The organism is Nocardia sp. NPDC127606 (assembly GCF_042671725.1).
In the GTDB taxonomy this organism is placed as follows: domain Bacteria; phylum Actinomycetota; class Actinomycetes; order Mycobacteriales; family Mycobacteriaceae; genus Nocardia.
Genome location: NZ_JBHXWQ010000004.1, coordinates 485,199 through 500,165, shown reverse-complemented (window position 1 = coordinate 500,165; position 14,967 = coordinate 485,199). Strand labels below are relative to the sequence as shown.

At 67.1% G+C, this 14,967-nt stretch carries 13 protein-coding genes; 3 read left to right on the top strand and 10 right to left on the bottom strand.

All coding sequences use genetic code 11. The features are described 5' to 3' along the window. Nucleotides 1-6: 6 nt before the first annotated feature. On the top strand, nt 7-396 hold the full coding sequence (locus ACFVJ5_RS21940) for a helix-turn-helix domain-containing protein (protein WP_379222583.1): 390 nt from the start codon (nt 7-9) through the stop codon (nt 394-396). Between the two features lie 55 nt (nt 397-451). Here ACFVJ5_RS21940 and ACFVJ5_RS21935 read toward each other — a convergent pair whose 3' ends face one another. The 4 genes from ACFVJ5_RS21935 to ACFVJ5_RS21920 form a co-directional block, all read right to left on the bottom strand. Further along, complete coding sequence (locus tag ACFVJ5_RS21935) at nt 452-691, bottom strand: hypothetical protein (RefSeq protein WP_379222581.1); 240 nt, start codon at nt 689-691, stop codon at nt 452-454. A gap of 559 nt (nt 692-1,250) precedes the next feature. After that, nucleotides 1,251-1,778, bottom strand: a complete 528-nt coding sequence (locus tag ACFVJ5_RS21930; RefSeq protein ID WP_379222580.1) for a hypothetical protein — start codon at nt 1,776-1,778, stop codon at nt 1,251-1,253. A 493-nt stretch (nt 1,779-2,271) separates the two neighbouring features. After that, a complete protein-coding gene (locus ACFVJ5_RS21925; RefSeq protein WP_379222578.1) occupies nt 2,272-3,141 on the bottom strand; it encodes a MaoC family dehydratase in 870 nt (289 codons plus the stop codon). Beyond that, on the bottom strand, nt 3,141-4,496 hold the full coding sequence (locus ACFVJ5_RS21920; protein WP_379222577.1) for a 3-oxoacyl-ACP reductase: 1,356 nt from the start codon (nt 4,494-4,496) through the stop codon (nt 3,141-3,143). Before ACFVJ5_RS21920 ends, ACFVJ5_RS21925 begins: the two co-directional genes overlap by 1 nt. A 205-nt stretch (nt 4,497-4,701) precedes the next feature. Here ACFVJ5_RS21920 and ACFVJ5_RS21915 point away from each other — a divergent pair, with 205 nt between their 5' ends. Further along, on the top strand, nt 4,702-6,048 hold the full coding sequence (locus ACFVJ5_RS21915) for an acetyl-CoA C-acetyltransferase (RefSeq protein WP_379222575.1): 1,347 nt from the start codon (nt 4,702-4,704) through the stop codon (nt 6,046-6,048). Between the two features lie 444 nt (nt 6,049-6,492). Here the strand turns inward: ACFVJ5_RS21915 and ACFVJ5_RS21910 are convergent, their stop codons facing one another. The 3 genes from ACFVJ5_RS21910 to gnd form a co-directional block, all read right to left on the bottom strand. After that, the gene (locus ACFVJ5_RS21910) at nt 6,493-7,461 is read right to left on the bottom strand and encodes an alpha/beta hydrolase (RefSeq protein ID WP_379222705.1); all 969 of its coding nucleotides are present in this window, start codon (nt 7,459-7,461) and stop codon (nt 6,493-6,495) included. A gap of 116 nt (nt 7,462-7,577) precedes the next feature. Then, nucleotides 7,578-8,276 carry a hypothetical protein gene (locus tag ACFVJ5_RS21905; RefSeq protein ID WP_379222573.1) on the bottom strand — a complete coding sequence of 233 codons (699 nt, stop codon included), beginning with the start codon at nt 8,274-8,276 and terminating at the stop codon, nt 7,578-7,580. A gap of 261 nt (nt 8,277-8,537) precedes the next feature. Next, on the bottom strand, nt 8,538-9,569 hold the full coding sequence (gnd, locus tag ACFVJ5_RS21900) for a phosphogluconate dehydrogenase (NAD(+)-dependent, decarboxylating) (protein ID WP_379222571.1): 1,032 nt from the start codon (nt 9,567-9,569) through the stop codon (nt 8,538-8,540). Nucleotides 9,570-9,871: 302 nt separating this feature from the next. On the opposite strand from gnd, the gene ACFVJ5_RS21895 reads away from it, so the two are divergent. Next, on the top strand, nt 9,872-11,731 hold the full coding sequence (locus tag ACFVJ5_RS21895) for a VanW family protein (protein WP_379222570.1): 1,860 nt from the start codon (nt 9,872-9,874) through the stop codon (nt 11,729-11,731). A 60-nt stretch (nt 11,732-11,791) separates the two neighbouring features. Here the strand turns inward: ACFVJ5_RS21895 and ACFVJ5_RS21890 are convergent, their stop codons facing one another. The 3 genes from ACFVJ5_RS21890 to ACFVJ5_RS21880 all read right to left on the bottom strand — a co-directional run bounded on the left by ACFVJ5_RS21890 (nt 11,792) and on the right by ACFVJ5_RS21880 (nt 14,889). Beyond that, complete coding sequence (locus tag ACFVJ5_RS21890) at nt 11,792-12,949, bottom strand: DUF5685 family protein (protein ID WP_379222568.1); 1,158 nt, start codon at nt 12,947-12,949, stop codon at nt 11,792-11,794. Between the two features lie 75 nt (nt 12,950-13,024). Continuing rightward, the gene (locus ACFVJ5_RS21885) at nt 13,025-13,624 is read right to left on the bottom strand and encodes a TetR/AcrR family transcriptional regulator (RefSeq protein ID WP_378920415.1); all 600 of its coding nucleotides are present in this window, start codon (nt 13,622-13,624) and stop codon (nt 13,025-13,027) included. Nucleotides 13,625-13,710: 86 nt separating this feature from the next. Continuing rightward, complete coding sequence (locus ACFVJ5_RS21880; RefSeq protein ID WP_379222566.1) at nt 13,711-14,889, bottom strand: glycoside hydrolase family 3 N-terminal domain-containing protein; 1,179 nt, start codon at nt 14,887-14,889, stop codon at nt 13,711-13,713. Between the last annotated feature and the right edge of the window lie 78 nt (nt 14,890-14,967).

The following is a 14,967-nucleotide window of genomic DNA, read 5'->3' as shown; positions in this document are numbered from 1 at the left end:
CGATGCATGGTGAGACAACGGAGCGCGGTGGTCCCCGCCGAGGTCAGCGCCACCCTGCGACTTGCTCGCAAGGAGCGCGAGATGTCGATGGACCGCGCCGCGAAGGCAGCACGGATCAGTACGAGCCTGTGGACGCAGGTCGAGAACGGGACCCAGTACAAGCGCGGCCAGAAGGTCCCCGCCAGTACCACGGCCGAGACCTTGCAGGCCATGGCGGCGGCGGTCGGCCTCGATGCCGAACCGCTGCTGACGCAGGCGGGGCTGGACCCGATCGAGTCGGAGCACGTTCGACCGCAATCCACCGAGGGAATCGTCGATCTCTCCGGGTTGTCCGAAGGTGATCTGCGGATTGTCGCCGCTTACGTCAACGGACTTCGCGCGGCCAGACACAACTGAGCCCAAACGACGAATGCCCCGCTCATCGCGGGGCATTCGTCGTTTACGTACTACGTCAGGCAGCCGGGGGCGTTTCCACCGGCGTCTCCTCCGCCGCCGCCGAGCCGCTGGTGAGCGCCTTCAGGATCGCCGCCAGGCTGTCGGCCGAACCGGTGGTTGCCTCTTCGCCCGTGCCGCCGGTGCCGGGTTCGGTGACAACCGGCGGGACCTCGTCCGCGGTGGCGATGCCCGTGCCGAACATGGCCATCCCGGCGGCGATGACGATGCCGAAGCTGAGCGTGCGAATCTTCTTCATGAAGTGAAACCCCTTGGTATTAACCATGATTGCCGACTTTGTTGCCGACTGAAAGTTTCTAACACGGTCGGCGATACCTCCCTAGCCCGCGACATCCGGGGCATTCGCCGAACCATTGCTGCGCGTTTGCCCGTTGAGCGCTTGACGGCAGGACTCGATTCGGGGATCTCATATCGATTGCTCGAAGACCCTCGTTCGGCATCGCGAACGGGCACTCGAACAAGATCATTGCCGCTGGACAATCGATCGATCGCACGAACCGCGGCGAGATCCCCGCAGCGAAGGGACGAGGCAGAGCATCGCGCTTGTGCCGAACCTTGCTGCTTACCCAGTTACTGATCGGCTTAGTCCACGATTGATATCACGATGAAAACCTGTAACAGGTTCTTATGTGTAAACGATTGGGGCGCGGCCATATTCATGTTTTCCCGCCGCGCGCAGCACCTGCCGGAATATGTGCTGCCAGTTTTCTGCCAGATAGCTGTTTTACTCGGGGCCGCATACCTTTTCGGGCATGCGGCCCCCACACGTGCGATCTCGACCGGATGGAACGGTCGCGCTACGACGGGCAGTTGACCGTGTACTCCCACTGGGTGTCATTCGGTCCTGTGACCCGAACACTCACCGTCGAGGACGACCCCGCGGGCAACGAAACGGCCCGAGATCCGGTGCCCTGGTTGGCATTGTCACCGACGTAGCCGGTGTCGAGCACCTGCCCGCCTTCGTAGAAGACCTGGATACGGTCGGGAATGTTGAGGGTTTCGTAGGTCAGGACGAACGAGGTCGGTCCGGTGACGCCGAGCTGATGCGTCGTGTTGGTGACGCCGGCCCCGCCGGACTTGGTCGAGCGGTTGCACGGCTGCACGCTCTCGGACGACCCACCGCTCGAGCTACCGCCGAGGATTCCACTGCCGGTATCGAGCAGATCTCCCAGAATCCCACTGCCCGTGTCGATTACCCCACTCCCGGTCTCACCGCTTCCGGTGTCCGCGCCTGCCGCGCCGGCGCTCGCGACCAGCGACAGCGCCGCCCCCACGGCAGCGACCGCCCGAAGAATCCCCCGATTCGAATGACTGATCTTGTTCACAACGCTTCCTCCACAACACTTCTCGCCACGGATCTGGATCAGGTGAACCGCCGACGCGACCGAACGATCGCTGGGCAAGAGAAGTTCTACCCTCGTTTCAGAGGAACCGGAATGCTCGAAATTCGGGCACCACAGTGTTCAGATGCCGAATAGTTGCCCGGTGGTGCGAGCGCGCGATATTGGCGGCCGGGCAACACTACAAAGTCAGCCCACCGTGCGCCGGGCAATTTCTTAGCACGCAGAAGAAAACACCGGACGGTAGACCAGAACGGGCAGAAATGTGCTCTACGGCAATTGCGTAGCGAACCGATTCAGGCTGATGAGTAAAGTCACAGCAATTGCCCGTAACGACAACTATCGGGATGACGATCGACGAAGTCCTCGAAAGCGTAAGGCCCCGAACACAATCCCCCGTGACGACCGATTCTCCGTGCCCTGAAGCCGGCAAGGGCCGCACACCCCCCTGGAGTGTGCGGCCCTTGCCGGTAGCGACTCAGCGCAAGGTTGCGGTGAGGTGTGGGTACCCCTTTTTGGGATGCAGGATGGAGAGATCCCAGCCGGATCCGACCTGGTCGGCGTAGATGTTCACCGAGGACGGAAGGAAGATCGGCTTGCCGAACTTGACCGCGTAAGTGGCCTTTTCGGGAACACGACCCTCGACGGTGCCGAGGATCGCGGCGGCCGACCACATGCCGTGGGCGATGGTCTGCGGGAAACCCATGGCCTTGGCGCCGATCCCGGAGACGTGGATCGGGTTGTGGTCGCCGGACGCGGCGGCGTAGCGGTTGATCATCTTCTGATCCACGCGCTGCACGCGCAGCGGGGGCGGAGGCACCTCGTCGGCGGGAGGCGCCGGCTTGGGGCCGCCCGACAGGGACGTGCGCTGCTGGTGCAGGAAGGTGGTCACCTGACGCCAAACGAGTTCACGACCGACACTGATCTCCGTGATCGCGTCCACCAGAAGACCTTTCGGGTGTTCGCGGAGGTTCTCGATATGGGTGGAGAAATCGAGGGGCTCAGCGACCGAGATCTCGCGGGTGCGTTCGATGACGTTCTCGAAGTGCACCGCACCGACCGCGCTGAACGGGAAGTCCCGTGCGACGACGAGTTGCATCGCCAGCGGGAAGCTGAGGATGAACGGGTACGTCAGCGGCAGGGTGTCGCTGAAACGCAGGCCGGTGGCGTGGCAGTAGGCGGCCAGGTGGTCGGGGTCGACCCGCACGCCTTCAACGACTACGCGCCGGTCGGGCAGGGTCGGCTTGCGACCCGACAGCGCGGCAGGCAGCGGGATGGCGCCCAGCGCCGCCTTGGCGTACAGGCCGCCGTTCTTGGGGACCTCGGTGAGGGTGATCGTCTGAGTCATCAGGCGCCGATCAGGCTCTGACCGCAGACGCGAACCACGTTGCCGCTCACCGCGTTCGACGCGGGGCTCGCGAAGTAGGCGATGGTCTCGGCGACGTCGACGGTCTGGCCACCCTGCAGCAGCGAGCTCATCAGGCGACCGGCCTCACGGGTGCCGACGGGGATGGCGGCGGTCATCGCGGTCTCGATGAAGCCGGGCGCCACCGCGTTGATGGTGATGCCCTTCTCGGCCAGCACCGGGGACTCGGCGTCGACCATGCCGATGACGCCCGCCTTGGACGCGCCGTAGTTGGTCTGGCCGCGGTTGCCCGCGATGCCCGCGATGGAGGACACGTCGATCACGCGGCCGCCTTCCTTGAGCACACCCTTGGCGACGAGGCCGGAGGTGATGCGGTGCGGGGCAGCGAGGTTGACGTTGATCACCGAGTTCCAGCGGCCCTCGTCCATGTTGGCGAGCAGCTTGTCGCGGGTGATACCGGCGTTGTGGACGACGATGTCGATGCCGCCGAAACGCTCGGTGGCGAAGTCGGCCAGACGCTCGGCGGCGTCGGGCGCGGTGACGTCGAGGGCCAGCGCGGTGGCGCCGATCTTGTTCGCGGTGTCCGACAGCGCCTCGCCCGCGGCGGGGATGTCGGCGACGATCACGGTGGCGCCGTCACGGGCGAACACCTCGGCGATGGTGGCGCCGATACCGCGCGCGGCGCCGGTCACGACGGCGACCTTGCCCGCGAGCGGCTTGTCCCACGAAGCCGGGGCGACCGAATCGGCGGAACCGACCCGGATGACCTGACCGTCGACGAAGGCCGACTTGCCCGAGAGCAGGAAGCGCAGGGTCGACTCGAGGCCGGTCGCGGCGGCGCCCGCCTCGGGGTGCACGTAGACGAGCTGACCGGTCGCGCCGCGCAGCAGCTCCTTGGCGACCGAACGGGTGAAGCCCTCGAGCGCGCGCTGGGCGATCTGCTCGTCGACCGAGCCGACCAGTTCGGGGGTGGTGCCCAGCACCACGACACGGCCCGACGGCGCGAGGCTGCGCATGGCGGGCTGGAAGAACTCGAACAGCTGCGCGAGCTTGTCGATCGAATCGATGCCGGTGGCGTCGAAGACCAGCGCGCCGTACTTGGTGCCCGAGTCGAGCGAATCCGCGACGGTGTAATCCGACAGCAGCGCGCGGACCGGCTCGGCCAGGCGACCCTTGCCGCCGAGCAGCACCGGGCCGGGCAGCGCGGGCTCGCCCGCCTTGTAGCGGCGCAGTTCGGCCGGCTGCGGGAGGCCCAGCTTGCTCGCGAGGAACGCGCCGGGGGCGGAGTGGATGAAAGATCCGTAGAGGTTCGGTGCACCCTTGCTCTTGGCTGCCACTGTTCCTACCTTCTCTGTGCTCGACGAGTGTGTGACCGTGCTCCGCCCAGTGTCCCCCGTGTGAGCGCACACTTGCGGGTACGGTGTCGACAACGAACTTACTCCGGAGTAAGTTTAATGTAAACCGATACGACGCCGCGACCGCACGGGGGCCAATTCCACCGGCCGGCGTTACCCGGAACCGACGAGACCATGGAGAACTCGAGTGACCAGCAAAGCCCGCTCGGCGACGGCCAAGGCCAGCACTGCTAAGACCAGCACTGCCAACGCCGCCAAGACCCAGCGCCCGGTCGCCATCGTTGGCGGCAACCGCATCCCGTTCGCGCGCTCCGACAAGGCCTACGCCAAGGCGTCCAATCAGGACATGTTCACCGCCGCCCTCGACGGACTGGTCAGCCGGTTCGGTCTGCAGGGCGAGCGCCTCGGCATGGTCGTGGGCGGCGCTGTGCTCAAGAAGGTCGGCGAGCACAGCCTGATCCGCGAGAGCGTGCTCGGCTCGAAGCTCTCGCCCTACACCCCGGCCCACGACCTGCAGCTCGCCTGTGGCACCGGCCTCCAGTCGATCGTCACCGTCGGCGACGCGATCGCACTGGGTCGCATCGAGTCCGGCGTCGGCGGTGGCGCCGACACCACCTCCGACGCGCCGATCGGCGTGAGCGAGGACATGCGCGAGTGGATGCTCACCGCCAACCGCGCCCGGACCACCAAGGACAAGGTCAAGCTGGTCGGCCAGCTGCGCCCCTCGATGCTCGGCATCGAGATCCCACGCAACGCCGAGCCGCGCACCGGCCTGTCGATGGGTGAGCACGCCGCCATCACCGCGAAGGAATTCGGCGTCGCCCGCGAAGCGCAGGACGAGCTGGCCTACCTCTCGCACAAGAACATGGCGGCCGCCTACGACCGTGGCTTCTTCGACGACCTGATCACCCCGTTCCTCGGGCTGACCCGCGACGACAACCTGCGTCCCGGCTCCACCGTGGAGAAGCTGTCGACCCTGAAGCCGGTCTTCGGCGTCAAGGCGGGCGATGCCACCATGACCGCGGGCAACTCGACCCCACTCACCGACGGCGCGTCCGCGGTGCTGCTGTCCACCGACGAGTGGGCCGCCGAGCGCAACCTCCCGGTGCTGGCCCACCTGGTCGACTCCGAGGTGGCCGCGGTGGACTACATCCACGGCCCCGACGGCCTGCTGATGGCGCCCACCTACGCGGTCGCGCGCCTGCTGGCCCGCAACGGCCTGACCCTGCAGGACTTCGACTACTACGAGATCCACGAGGCCTTCGCCTCCGTGGTGCTGGCCACCCTGGCCGCGTGGGAGTCCGACGCCTACTGCAAGGAGCGGCTCGGCCTCGACGGCGCGCTCGGTTCCATCGACCGCAGCAAGCTCAACGTCAACGGCTCCTCGCTCGCCGCGGGCCACCCGTTCGCCGCGACCGGCGGCCGCATCGTCGCCTCGACCGCGAAGATGCTGGCGGAGAAGGGGTCCGGCCGTGCGCTGGTCTCCATCTGCGCCGCGGGCGGCCAGGGCGTGGTGGCGATCATCGAGCGCTAGTCCGCGCTGATCACACACAGCGACGGCGGGTGGCCTCCGATTCTTCGGAGACCAACCCGCCGTTTCGTTGTCAGACCTCAGCGGCACGTCGGGTTCGGGTGCGGCTCCGAGGACGCCCACGGCCCGCAGAGAATGAGCTTGAGGAAGCCGAGTGGAATGTCAATCGCGGCGGACCCGGTTCCGGCGGAACCTGATTCGGCCACTACAGCCGGTTGCGCGGGGGCGGCGAGCGCTGCTGGCGCGCCTGCGGCGATACCGGCGACAGCCGCGGTGGCAACAAGGACTCGGATCATTCGACGGTGCATAACAAGCCTTTCAATGGAAAACTGAGCGAAGCTAATAACCACATCGGGTGCCTCGATACGAGCGTTATCTATAGCTTCCATGGGCTTGACACCTCGAATTATTCAGTGCTACAAGACATTCGAGTTGCACACCGCACTGTCAGTTCGCTTCGATAGCGGCGGCGAGAAGTGGCCAGGAGTTGTGCAGGTCTTGTTCCCAGTACCGCCAGGTATGGGTGCCGGCGGCGCGGAATTCGGTATGGGCGGGGATGTTCAGTTCCGCGAGGCGAGCGGCGAGGCGCTGCGTGCACTGGTTGGCGGCGGCTTCGATGGCGCCGCCGAGCAGGATCTGGTCGGTCATGCCGATGACCTTTCCTGGCGTCGCGCCGGGCGGGAGAGTTTCGGCGGGGCCGGGGAGTCCGTTCGCGCTGGAGAGGTAGATCGCCTTGCCGCGCAGGCGTTCCGCGTTGAGGTAGGCGTCGTTCGCGCGCCAGGCGGGGTCACCGGGCAGGCCCCACATGTTGGCGGGGTCGGCCCCACCGCGGGCGAGCACGAAATCGATGTAGGCGCGGCTGACGGGGTCGTCGACCGAGGCGCAGCCGCTGTAGGAGCCGACGGCGCGGTAGCGGTCGGGGGCGGCGATCGCCAGGTTGAGCACCGCGGTGGCCGACATCGACAGGCCCGCGATGGCATTCACGCCCGTGGTGTTCAAGGTGGCGTCGACGATCGGCGGGAGCTCCTCGGTGAGGAACGTCTGCCACTTGTTGCGGCCGAGCTTCGGATCGTCGCGCTGCCAATCGGTGTAGTACGAGAACGCGCCCGCCGCCGGCGTGACGACGTTGACGTTCTTGTCGGCGAAGAACTGCACGATGTCGGTCTGGTTGTACCAGTTCGCGATATCCTCGCCGCCGCCCGCGCCGTTGAGCAGATACAGCGTGGGACGTGGCGCGCTGGTGTCGTGCGGCGTGATGACCTGCAGCGGGATCACCCGGTCCATGGACGCGGAGTACACGTGCAGCGTCTGCTGCCGCTGGCCGGGCCGCTCGATCCGATCCAGCCGCGATCCGTCCGCACCTGCGGTCCCGATGGCGACGACCGACAGCGCGATGACGGCGAGCGCGGTCAGCACCGTCCGCTTACAGGGGAACACGAGTCCTCACAGAGTTCGAAAAAGAGGGCGCCACAAAAAGAATGGTTCGCCGGGACGGCAGCGCGAGACCGTCCCGGCGACCAGGTGCTACGCGATCAGCTACCGATCAGATCGCCCAGCACGTCGGAGATGATGTCGCTCAGCGAGCCGGTGGAGCTCAGCTGGCCATCATCGGAACCCAGGCCGTTGTCACCGAGGCTGCCGATCACCGTCTCGCCGGCGTTGGCGCCGCGCGCGGTGAAACAGGCGGTGAGACCGGGCATTTCATTGCTGACGCCCACGGTGCCCGCGACCCCGACGCCACCACTGGTGACCATCTGGCCCACCTTGACGCCGCTGGGCACCGGGTAGGTGATCGTCAAGGTGACCGGGTTGCCGGAGTTGACGAACCAGCCGGTGCTCGTCACCTTCCAGCCGCCGGCGTTGGGCTCGGCGGTGACGTCCTCGGTGACCTGACCGCCGACCGCGTGATAGGCGGTGATGGTGGCCTTGGTCGGTGCGCCGAAGCCGACCGGCGGGAAGTCGGTGATGGTGTTGACGTAGGGGTTGCCGATCCCGGTGGTTCCGACGATCACCTTGTAGGTGACCGAGGTGCCGACGCCGATCTGCTCGGCGCTGGCGATCTTGTCGTAGACGTGGGTGACACCGACGGTGCTCCAGTCCTGTTTGGTGTCGTGACTGCTCACCGCACAGCCGGCGGCGGCGGCGACGCCGGATCCAAGGCCGACACCGACACCGGCGACGACCAGGGCGGTGGTGGCGACGCCCGCGGCGATACGCGAAGTCCGGAACATGCTTTTCCTCCAAAGCCCCGGGCGAGACGACCGGGGCGAATTCCTCATCAGGTGGGCTTTCCCCCCTCTGACCACAAGGTATAGGTCCGACTGGACGCTTGTCCTGGAAAAGAAGAACGTGTTCTTATTTTGTGGAACATCGTTGTTTTACTCTCCGGTCCGGGTAGCATCCGAGGATTTTCGATCTACTCGATCCGACCCGGAAACGCGACAACCGACCTCCGTCTGGCGACGAAAGGCCGGTTGTGGGCGTCTAGGGGGCTATTTTTGCGGCAGCTCGTTGTGGCCGCCGAAGGCCTTTCGCATCGCCGAGAGCATCTTGTCGGCGTAGAGGGCCTGGCCGCGGGAGGAGAAGCGCTGGTAGAGAGCGGCGGAGAGGACCGGGACGGGGACCGCGGTGTCGATGGCGGCGTCGATGGTCCAGCGGCCTTCGCCGGAGTCGGAGACGCGGCCGCTGTAGGAGTCCAGGTCGGGGTCACTCACCAGGGCCGACGCGGTGAGATCGAGGAGCCAGGAGGCGACGACCGAACCGCGACGCCACACCTCGGTGATGGCCGGAATGTCCAGGTCGTACATGTAGTACTCGGGGTGCTCCATCGGCGTCTCCTCGGCGGAGTGCTCACCGTGCAGGTACTCCGAGCCCGCGTTGGCGTGCTTCAGGATGTTGAGCCCCTCGGCGTAGGCGCCCATCGCGCCGTACTCGATGCCGTTGTGCACCATCTTCACGAAGTGACCCGCACCGTGCGGACCGCACAGCAGGTAGCCCTTCTCGGCCTGCGACGGCTCACCGGTGCGGCCAGGGGTGCGCGGGGCCGACTCGTAGCCGGGGGCGATGGTCGCCAGCAGCGGCTCGAGGTAGTCGACCTGCGCCTTGTTTCCGCCGATCATCAGGCAGTAGCCGCGCTGTAGGCCGAACACACCGCCCGAGGTGCCGATGTCGAGGTAGTGAATACCCTTGGGCTCCAATGCCTTCGCGCGCTTGATGTCCTCGTGGTAGCGGCTGTTGCCGCCGTCGATGATGATGTCGCCCGGCTCGAGCAGCTCGGCGACGTCCTCGATCACCTTGCCGGTGGCACCGGCGGGAATCATCACCCACACCACACGGGGCACCTCGAGCATGCCGATGAACTCGGCCAGGTCGGTCGTGCCGCGGAACTTGTCGCCGAGCTCGGACTCCAGCTCGGGGATCGGCCCTGGGTGGCGCTCGTAGCCGACGGCGGTGTGCCCGTCACGCACGATCCGGCGCACGATGTTGGCACCCATCCGGCCGAGGCCGATCATTCCCAGCTGCATCAGTTCTCCTCGTTGTCCGGTCCGTGGTGTCGAGTCTCACCCCGATTGTCTCGCGCCGCCGCGTCGTCGGTCCTGGCGGCGTCAGCCCGCGCGCCGAAATTCTTCCGAATGGGCTGTAACGCCCCGCTCCGCGCCCCGATAAACAGATCGGCTCCGTGTAGTTGCCAGACCCCCGACCCGGCAACTACGCGGAGCCTTTCTGCTGCCCCCACCCGGTTGCCGAGCTGCCGAGCGCGCCGAAGCGCGTTACCCTCGGGCCGGACCCCGCAAACATTCGGGGCCAACCTAACGGAAGGACCTCCGTGCCCAGCGAGTCGACCGCCGGACAACCGGCCGACCGAAGGGGCGAGGTCGGATTACGCAAGCTGCTCGAATCAAATCGCACTTTCGATCCGGACACCACCGCCCTTACGCAGCCCTTGAACACCGTGACCCGCGATCGCTGGTCACCCACCCCCGGCCCGGCAGGCCCGCCCCCGCCGACCCCGCCGGGCAACCAGCAGCTGGTCAAGCGGATCGGGATCGCGGTCGGCGCCGTGCTGGCCGTCGGGACCGCCGCCTACCTGGCCGACCTCGCGTTGAGCACGGGTGAGGTGGCGCGCGGCGTCGTCGTCGCCGGTATCGACATCGGCGGGATGGACCAGGCCGAAGCCGACGCGCTGCTGCACACCGAACTCGGCCCCAAGGCCGAGCGACCCCTGCCCGTGCGGATCGGCGATGTGCAGGCGAGCATGGTGCCCGCCACAGCCGGTCTGTCGGTGGACTACGACCGCACCTGGGACGCCGTCGGCAGCCAGCCGCTGAACCCGGTGAGTCGACTGATCTCGCTCTTCGGCACTCGCGAGGTTCCGGTGTCGAGCACCGTCGACACCGCGGCCCTCGACGCACAGCTCGAGACCTTCCGCGTCCACGACAACCCGACCGTCGAAGGCACGGTGCGGTTCCAGAACGGCAAGCCGGTCGCGGTCGCGCCCGTGCCGGGCCGGGTGCTCGACACCGAGGCCGCGCGCACCACCATCACCGACCGCTGGGCCGCCAGCAGCCAACTGGATCTGCCCGTGGTGGCCGCGCCCGTCGCGGTACGCGCCGACGCCGTGCAGGCGGCGGTGCGCGATATCGCGACACCGGCCGTAGCGTCACCGATCACTGTGTCCGGCAAGGACGTTCAGGCCACGCTGACCACCGATCAGATCGCCGACGTGCTCGGTTTCGTGCCCGACGGCAACGGCGGGCTGGCGCCCCAGTTCAACAACGACGCCGTCATCGCCTTGCTCGCACCACAACTGGCGAAGTCCGAGGTGGAACCCAAGGACGCCACCTTCACCGTCGGCGCGGGCAAACCGACCGTGGTGCCCGCCGTGGTCGGCGAGAAGGTGGACTGGCCCAAGACGCTGGAGAAGCTGCCCACGCTGCTCACGCAGCCGGGTCCGCGCACCAGCCCGGTGGTGTATCAGCGCATCGAGCCCAAGCTCACCACCGAGGCCGCGAACGCGCTCGGGGTCAACGAGACGATCGGCCAGTTCACCACCGGCGGCTTCAGCGGCCCCTCCGGGGTGAATATCCGCACGGTCGCCGCCAAGGTCGACGGTGCGGTGGTCAAGCCGGGAGATACGTTCTCGCTCAACGAGTTCACCGGCCCGCGTACCGCGGCGGAGGGCTATGTGGAGTCCGGCATCATCGACAAGGGCAGGCCGAGCACCGCGGTCGGCGGCGGCATCAGCCAGTTCGCCACCACGCTCTACAACGCGGCCTACTTCGCCGGGATGGAAGACGGCGGACACACCGAGCACAGCTACTACATCTCGCGCTACCCGGCCGCGCGCGAGGCGACGGTGTTCGACGGTGCGATCGACCTGGCGTTCCGCAATACCGGCACGACCGGTGTCTACATTCAGGCGGTCGCCACCGGCTCCGAGATCACCGTGCGGCTGTGGGGCACCAAAACCGTGAACGTGGAATCGATTACGGGTGAGAAGTCGAAGCCGACCGAACCCAATGAGGTCGTGCTGCCCAAGGGCAAGGACTGCATCGCCTCCGAGGGTGCGCCCGGTTTCACCATCTCCGACACCAGGGTGATCACCGACGCCAAGTCCGGCGCCCAGGTGTCGCGGCATACGCGGACCGTGAAGTACGACCCCATCCCGATCGTCAAGTGCGAGTAGGGGTTCGATAGCAGAAGGCTCGCGCGGTCGGCGGATTCGCCACCGCGCGAGCCTTTTTCGTCAGCAGCCGCAATCGCAGCCGCAGTCACCGCAGCAGCAGTCCTCGCCGCAGCAATTGCCGCAGCACTCACCGCAATCGCAGCAACTGCCGCAGTCGCAGTTCTTGGCCCAGGCGTCCTTCTGCTCGCCGGTGCACGGGCTGGTGTGGTCGACACAGCAGGCCATGCCGGTGCAGTAGACGCCGAGCACGAGTCCGCTCGCCTTGAACGGCCCCGGCCTGCTCGGGCGCCGTCCGGGCGGGGACGGGAACTCGTACGGCGAATGCTGTTGCGCTGTAGCGGGAGTGCGGCAGGCATGGCCGACCGCGATGCCGAGCCCTCGGCCGAGGCTCCGCAGCAGGCTCGCCAGCGGATCGAGCAGCGCCCAGCGAACCGTCGGCAGCTGGTCGAGTTCGGCCTCGGACGCGGCCTGCCGGATGCGGGATTCGCTCTCGCGCAGCAGATCATAGGCGCGGGGCATATCCGTGCCGGTGGCCTCCAGCGGGTTGAACCGGCCACGGGCACGGTCGCGCTCGAGGTCTTCGATGGCGTCGGCCAGATGCGCGATGCGGCCGACGTGTCGACCGATCTCCTGAAGAGCCGCAACGTTTTCCGGGCGCCCTGCCAATGTCGCGGTGTGTCCGAAGAGGGTCGCGGCACAGAGTTGAGTCGGCCCGGTGAGTTCCTCGAGCGTGATCACCTCGACCGCCGCGCGCGACTCCATCGAGGACTGGGTGGCGATCGCGTTCAGCATGGGCCGCACATCGAGCCCGATCAGATGAGCCTGCTGCTGGGCTCGTGCGGCCCAGGCGTTCGACACCCGCCGCATCGGGCGACGGGCGAGGACGGAGGCGTCGCCGTCCTCGACGTGATCGCCGATCTTGGCCGCGCCCAACAGCAGTGAGGCCGTGGCGGCCAATCGCACACCGGGTGCGTCCGCGGCGACCACCGACGCGCGCTTCATCCCGCGCAGCGGACAGGGACCGGCGGTCGTGCGCGCACCCGCACCCGACTGCGCCTCGGTGAGCACACTGAGCACGATCGCGTCGGTGTTGGTTGCCGCGCGGGCCAACTGACCGTGCCCGTCCCGCAGACCCAGACACAGCCCGCACATGTGCGCCTGCCACTGCCCCGGATCGATGCCATATTTCGCCGCGCCGTGCGCACACGGCTTCAACACACCGAACACTGCCACCCCGTCTGTCGTGAAACGTCAACCGTGCACGATCGCAGCCGACGGGGCGGGGCGCAACCGCTAGTCGATCTTCTTCCGGCCGGCCAGACCGCGCCAGGCGAGATCGTCGAGCAGGTCGACCGCCTCGGCCACTTCGATCCGCCCGCTCGCGACCCGGTCGGCGATGGCCTCGCCCGCACCGATCACCGCCGCCGCGACGACCTCGAAATTGGTGCCGGGGTCGGCGTTCTTGGCACTGGATTCGAGCAGTTTCGCGGTGAGCTCGATGACGCGTTCACGAGCATTGTCGATTTCGGAGGCGAAAGTTTGCTGACCGATAGCCTGACGGTAGAGAACCTGCCAGGACTGCCGATTGCGATCGACGAAATCGAGGAAACCCTCGAGCGCGGTGCGGACCTGTTCGTGCGGGGTCAACTGCGGGTTGCCCGCGGGCGCGACGGCCTCGATGAAACGCAGACCCTCGCGCTGGATGCAGGCCCGGAACAGCTCATCCTTGGAGCCGTAGTACAGGTAGAGCATGGGTTTGGAGATCTTCGCCTCGGCGGCGATGGCATCCATCGACGTGTCGTGGAAGCCCTTGCGCGCGAATACCTCGACGGCGGCATCGAGCATCTGTTGCTCGCGAACTGCCCGGGGAAGTCGCTTGGTCCCGCCTGCCATCCACTCTCCTACCGCAGGGTGAACCACCTATCTTACTCCAAGGTAAGTTCACCCGCGCTCATTTGCCGCACAGTCGCCGAGTGCGATCAGCAGCCCAGCGCTACGCCCTTGTAGCGCGCCATCCGCAGTACGGACGTGTCGACCCGGTCGGCGGGCAGTTTGCCACTCGAGACCGACTGTTCCAAACGGTCGAGTACCTGCGGCACCGCATCGCTACTGATCCACAGCGCGTTGTCGGCGCCCGCGACGAGCGTGGCCTCGACCGCGTCGGCGATGGACATGCGGGCGGTGATGGCGGCCATGCCGCTGAGATCGTCGGTGAAGATCGGGCCGTCGTAGGGCGCGGCGCCGTAGCCCTTGCCCTCGCGCAGCAGCGTCATCGCGGCCGGGCTGATGCTGGCGGGCACATCGGGCTCGGTCAGGCCGGGCACATCGAGGTGGCCGACCATCACTGCCGCACCGGAGTTCACCAGCTCGCGGAACGGCACCAGGTCGGTGTTCTGCATCTGATCCAGCGGCGGGGTGGTCACGGCGCCGGTGTGCGAGTCACCGGAACCGGAACCGTGGCCGGGGAAGTGCTTGATCACCGAACCGAGGCCGACCTCGTTGGCCGCGCGGATGTAGGCGCCCGCGTATTCGGTGACGACCTTCGGGTCGTCGCTGTAGGAACGGTCGCCGATCACGCTGTCGTCGGGCTGGCTGCTCACATCGACGTCGGGAGCGAAATCGACGGTGATGCCCAGATCCTTCAGCGCCTTCGACCTGGTCAGCGAGAACTGGTAGTACTGCTCGGGGGTCTGGGTCTGCGCGATCTCTCGAGCCGACGGCGCGGCGCCGATCACGTTCTTCGCGCGCGAGACCCGCCCGCCCTCTTCGTCGATGGTCACCATCAGCGGGACCTTGGCCTGCGCTTTCACCGCGTCGAGCGCCGACTTGTCCAGCAGGCTCGGATCGGTCCAGCTGCCGACGAAGATGCCGCCCACCTGCTCCGAACTCACCACGTTCGACGCGTCCGCCGAACCGGTGATGCCGACGGTCAGCAGCTGGGCCAGCTTCTCGCGCTGTGAGAGCTTGGCGAGATAGTCTGCGCCGCAATTGCTTTGGATCGGAGTCGCCGACGCGGGCGAACTCGACTCTCCGGCGGCGGAGGGAGCGGCCACTCCGCTGCTACTCGCCGCGGGCGTCGTCTCGTTCGACGAACCTCCCGAACAGGCGGTGGCAACGGCGGCGAGGACTGCGAACACGACCACAGGCGATTTCCGCATGCGCTCCACGGTAGCCCGCTCCCGGCGCGAACCCCACCACGGTGGTCCGGATTGATACGGACATCCGGGGGTAATCTG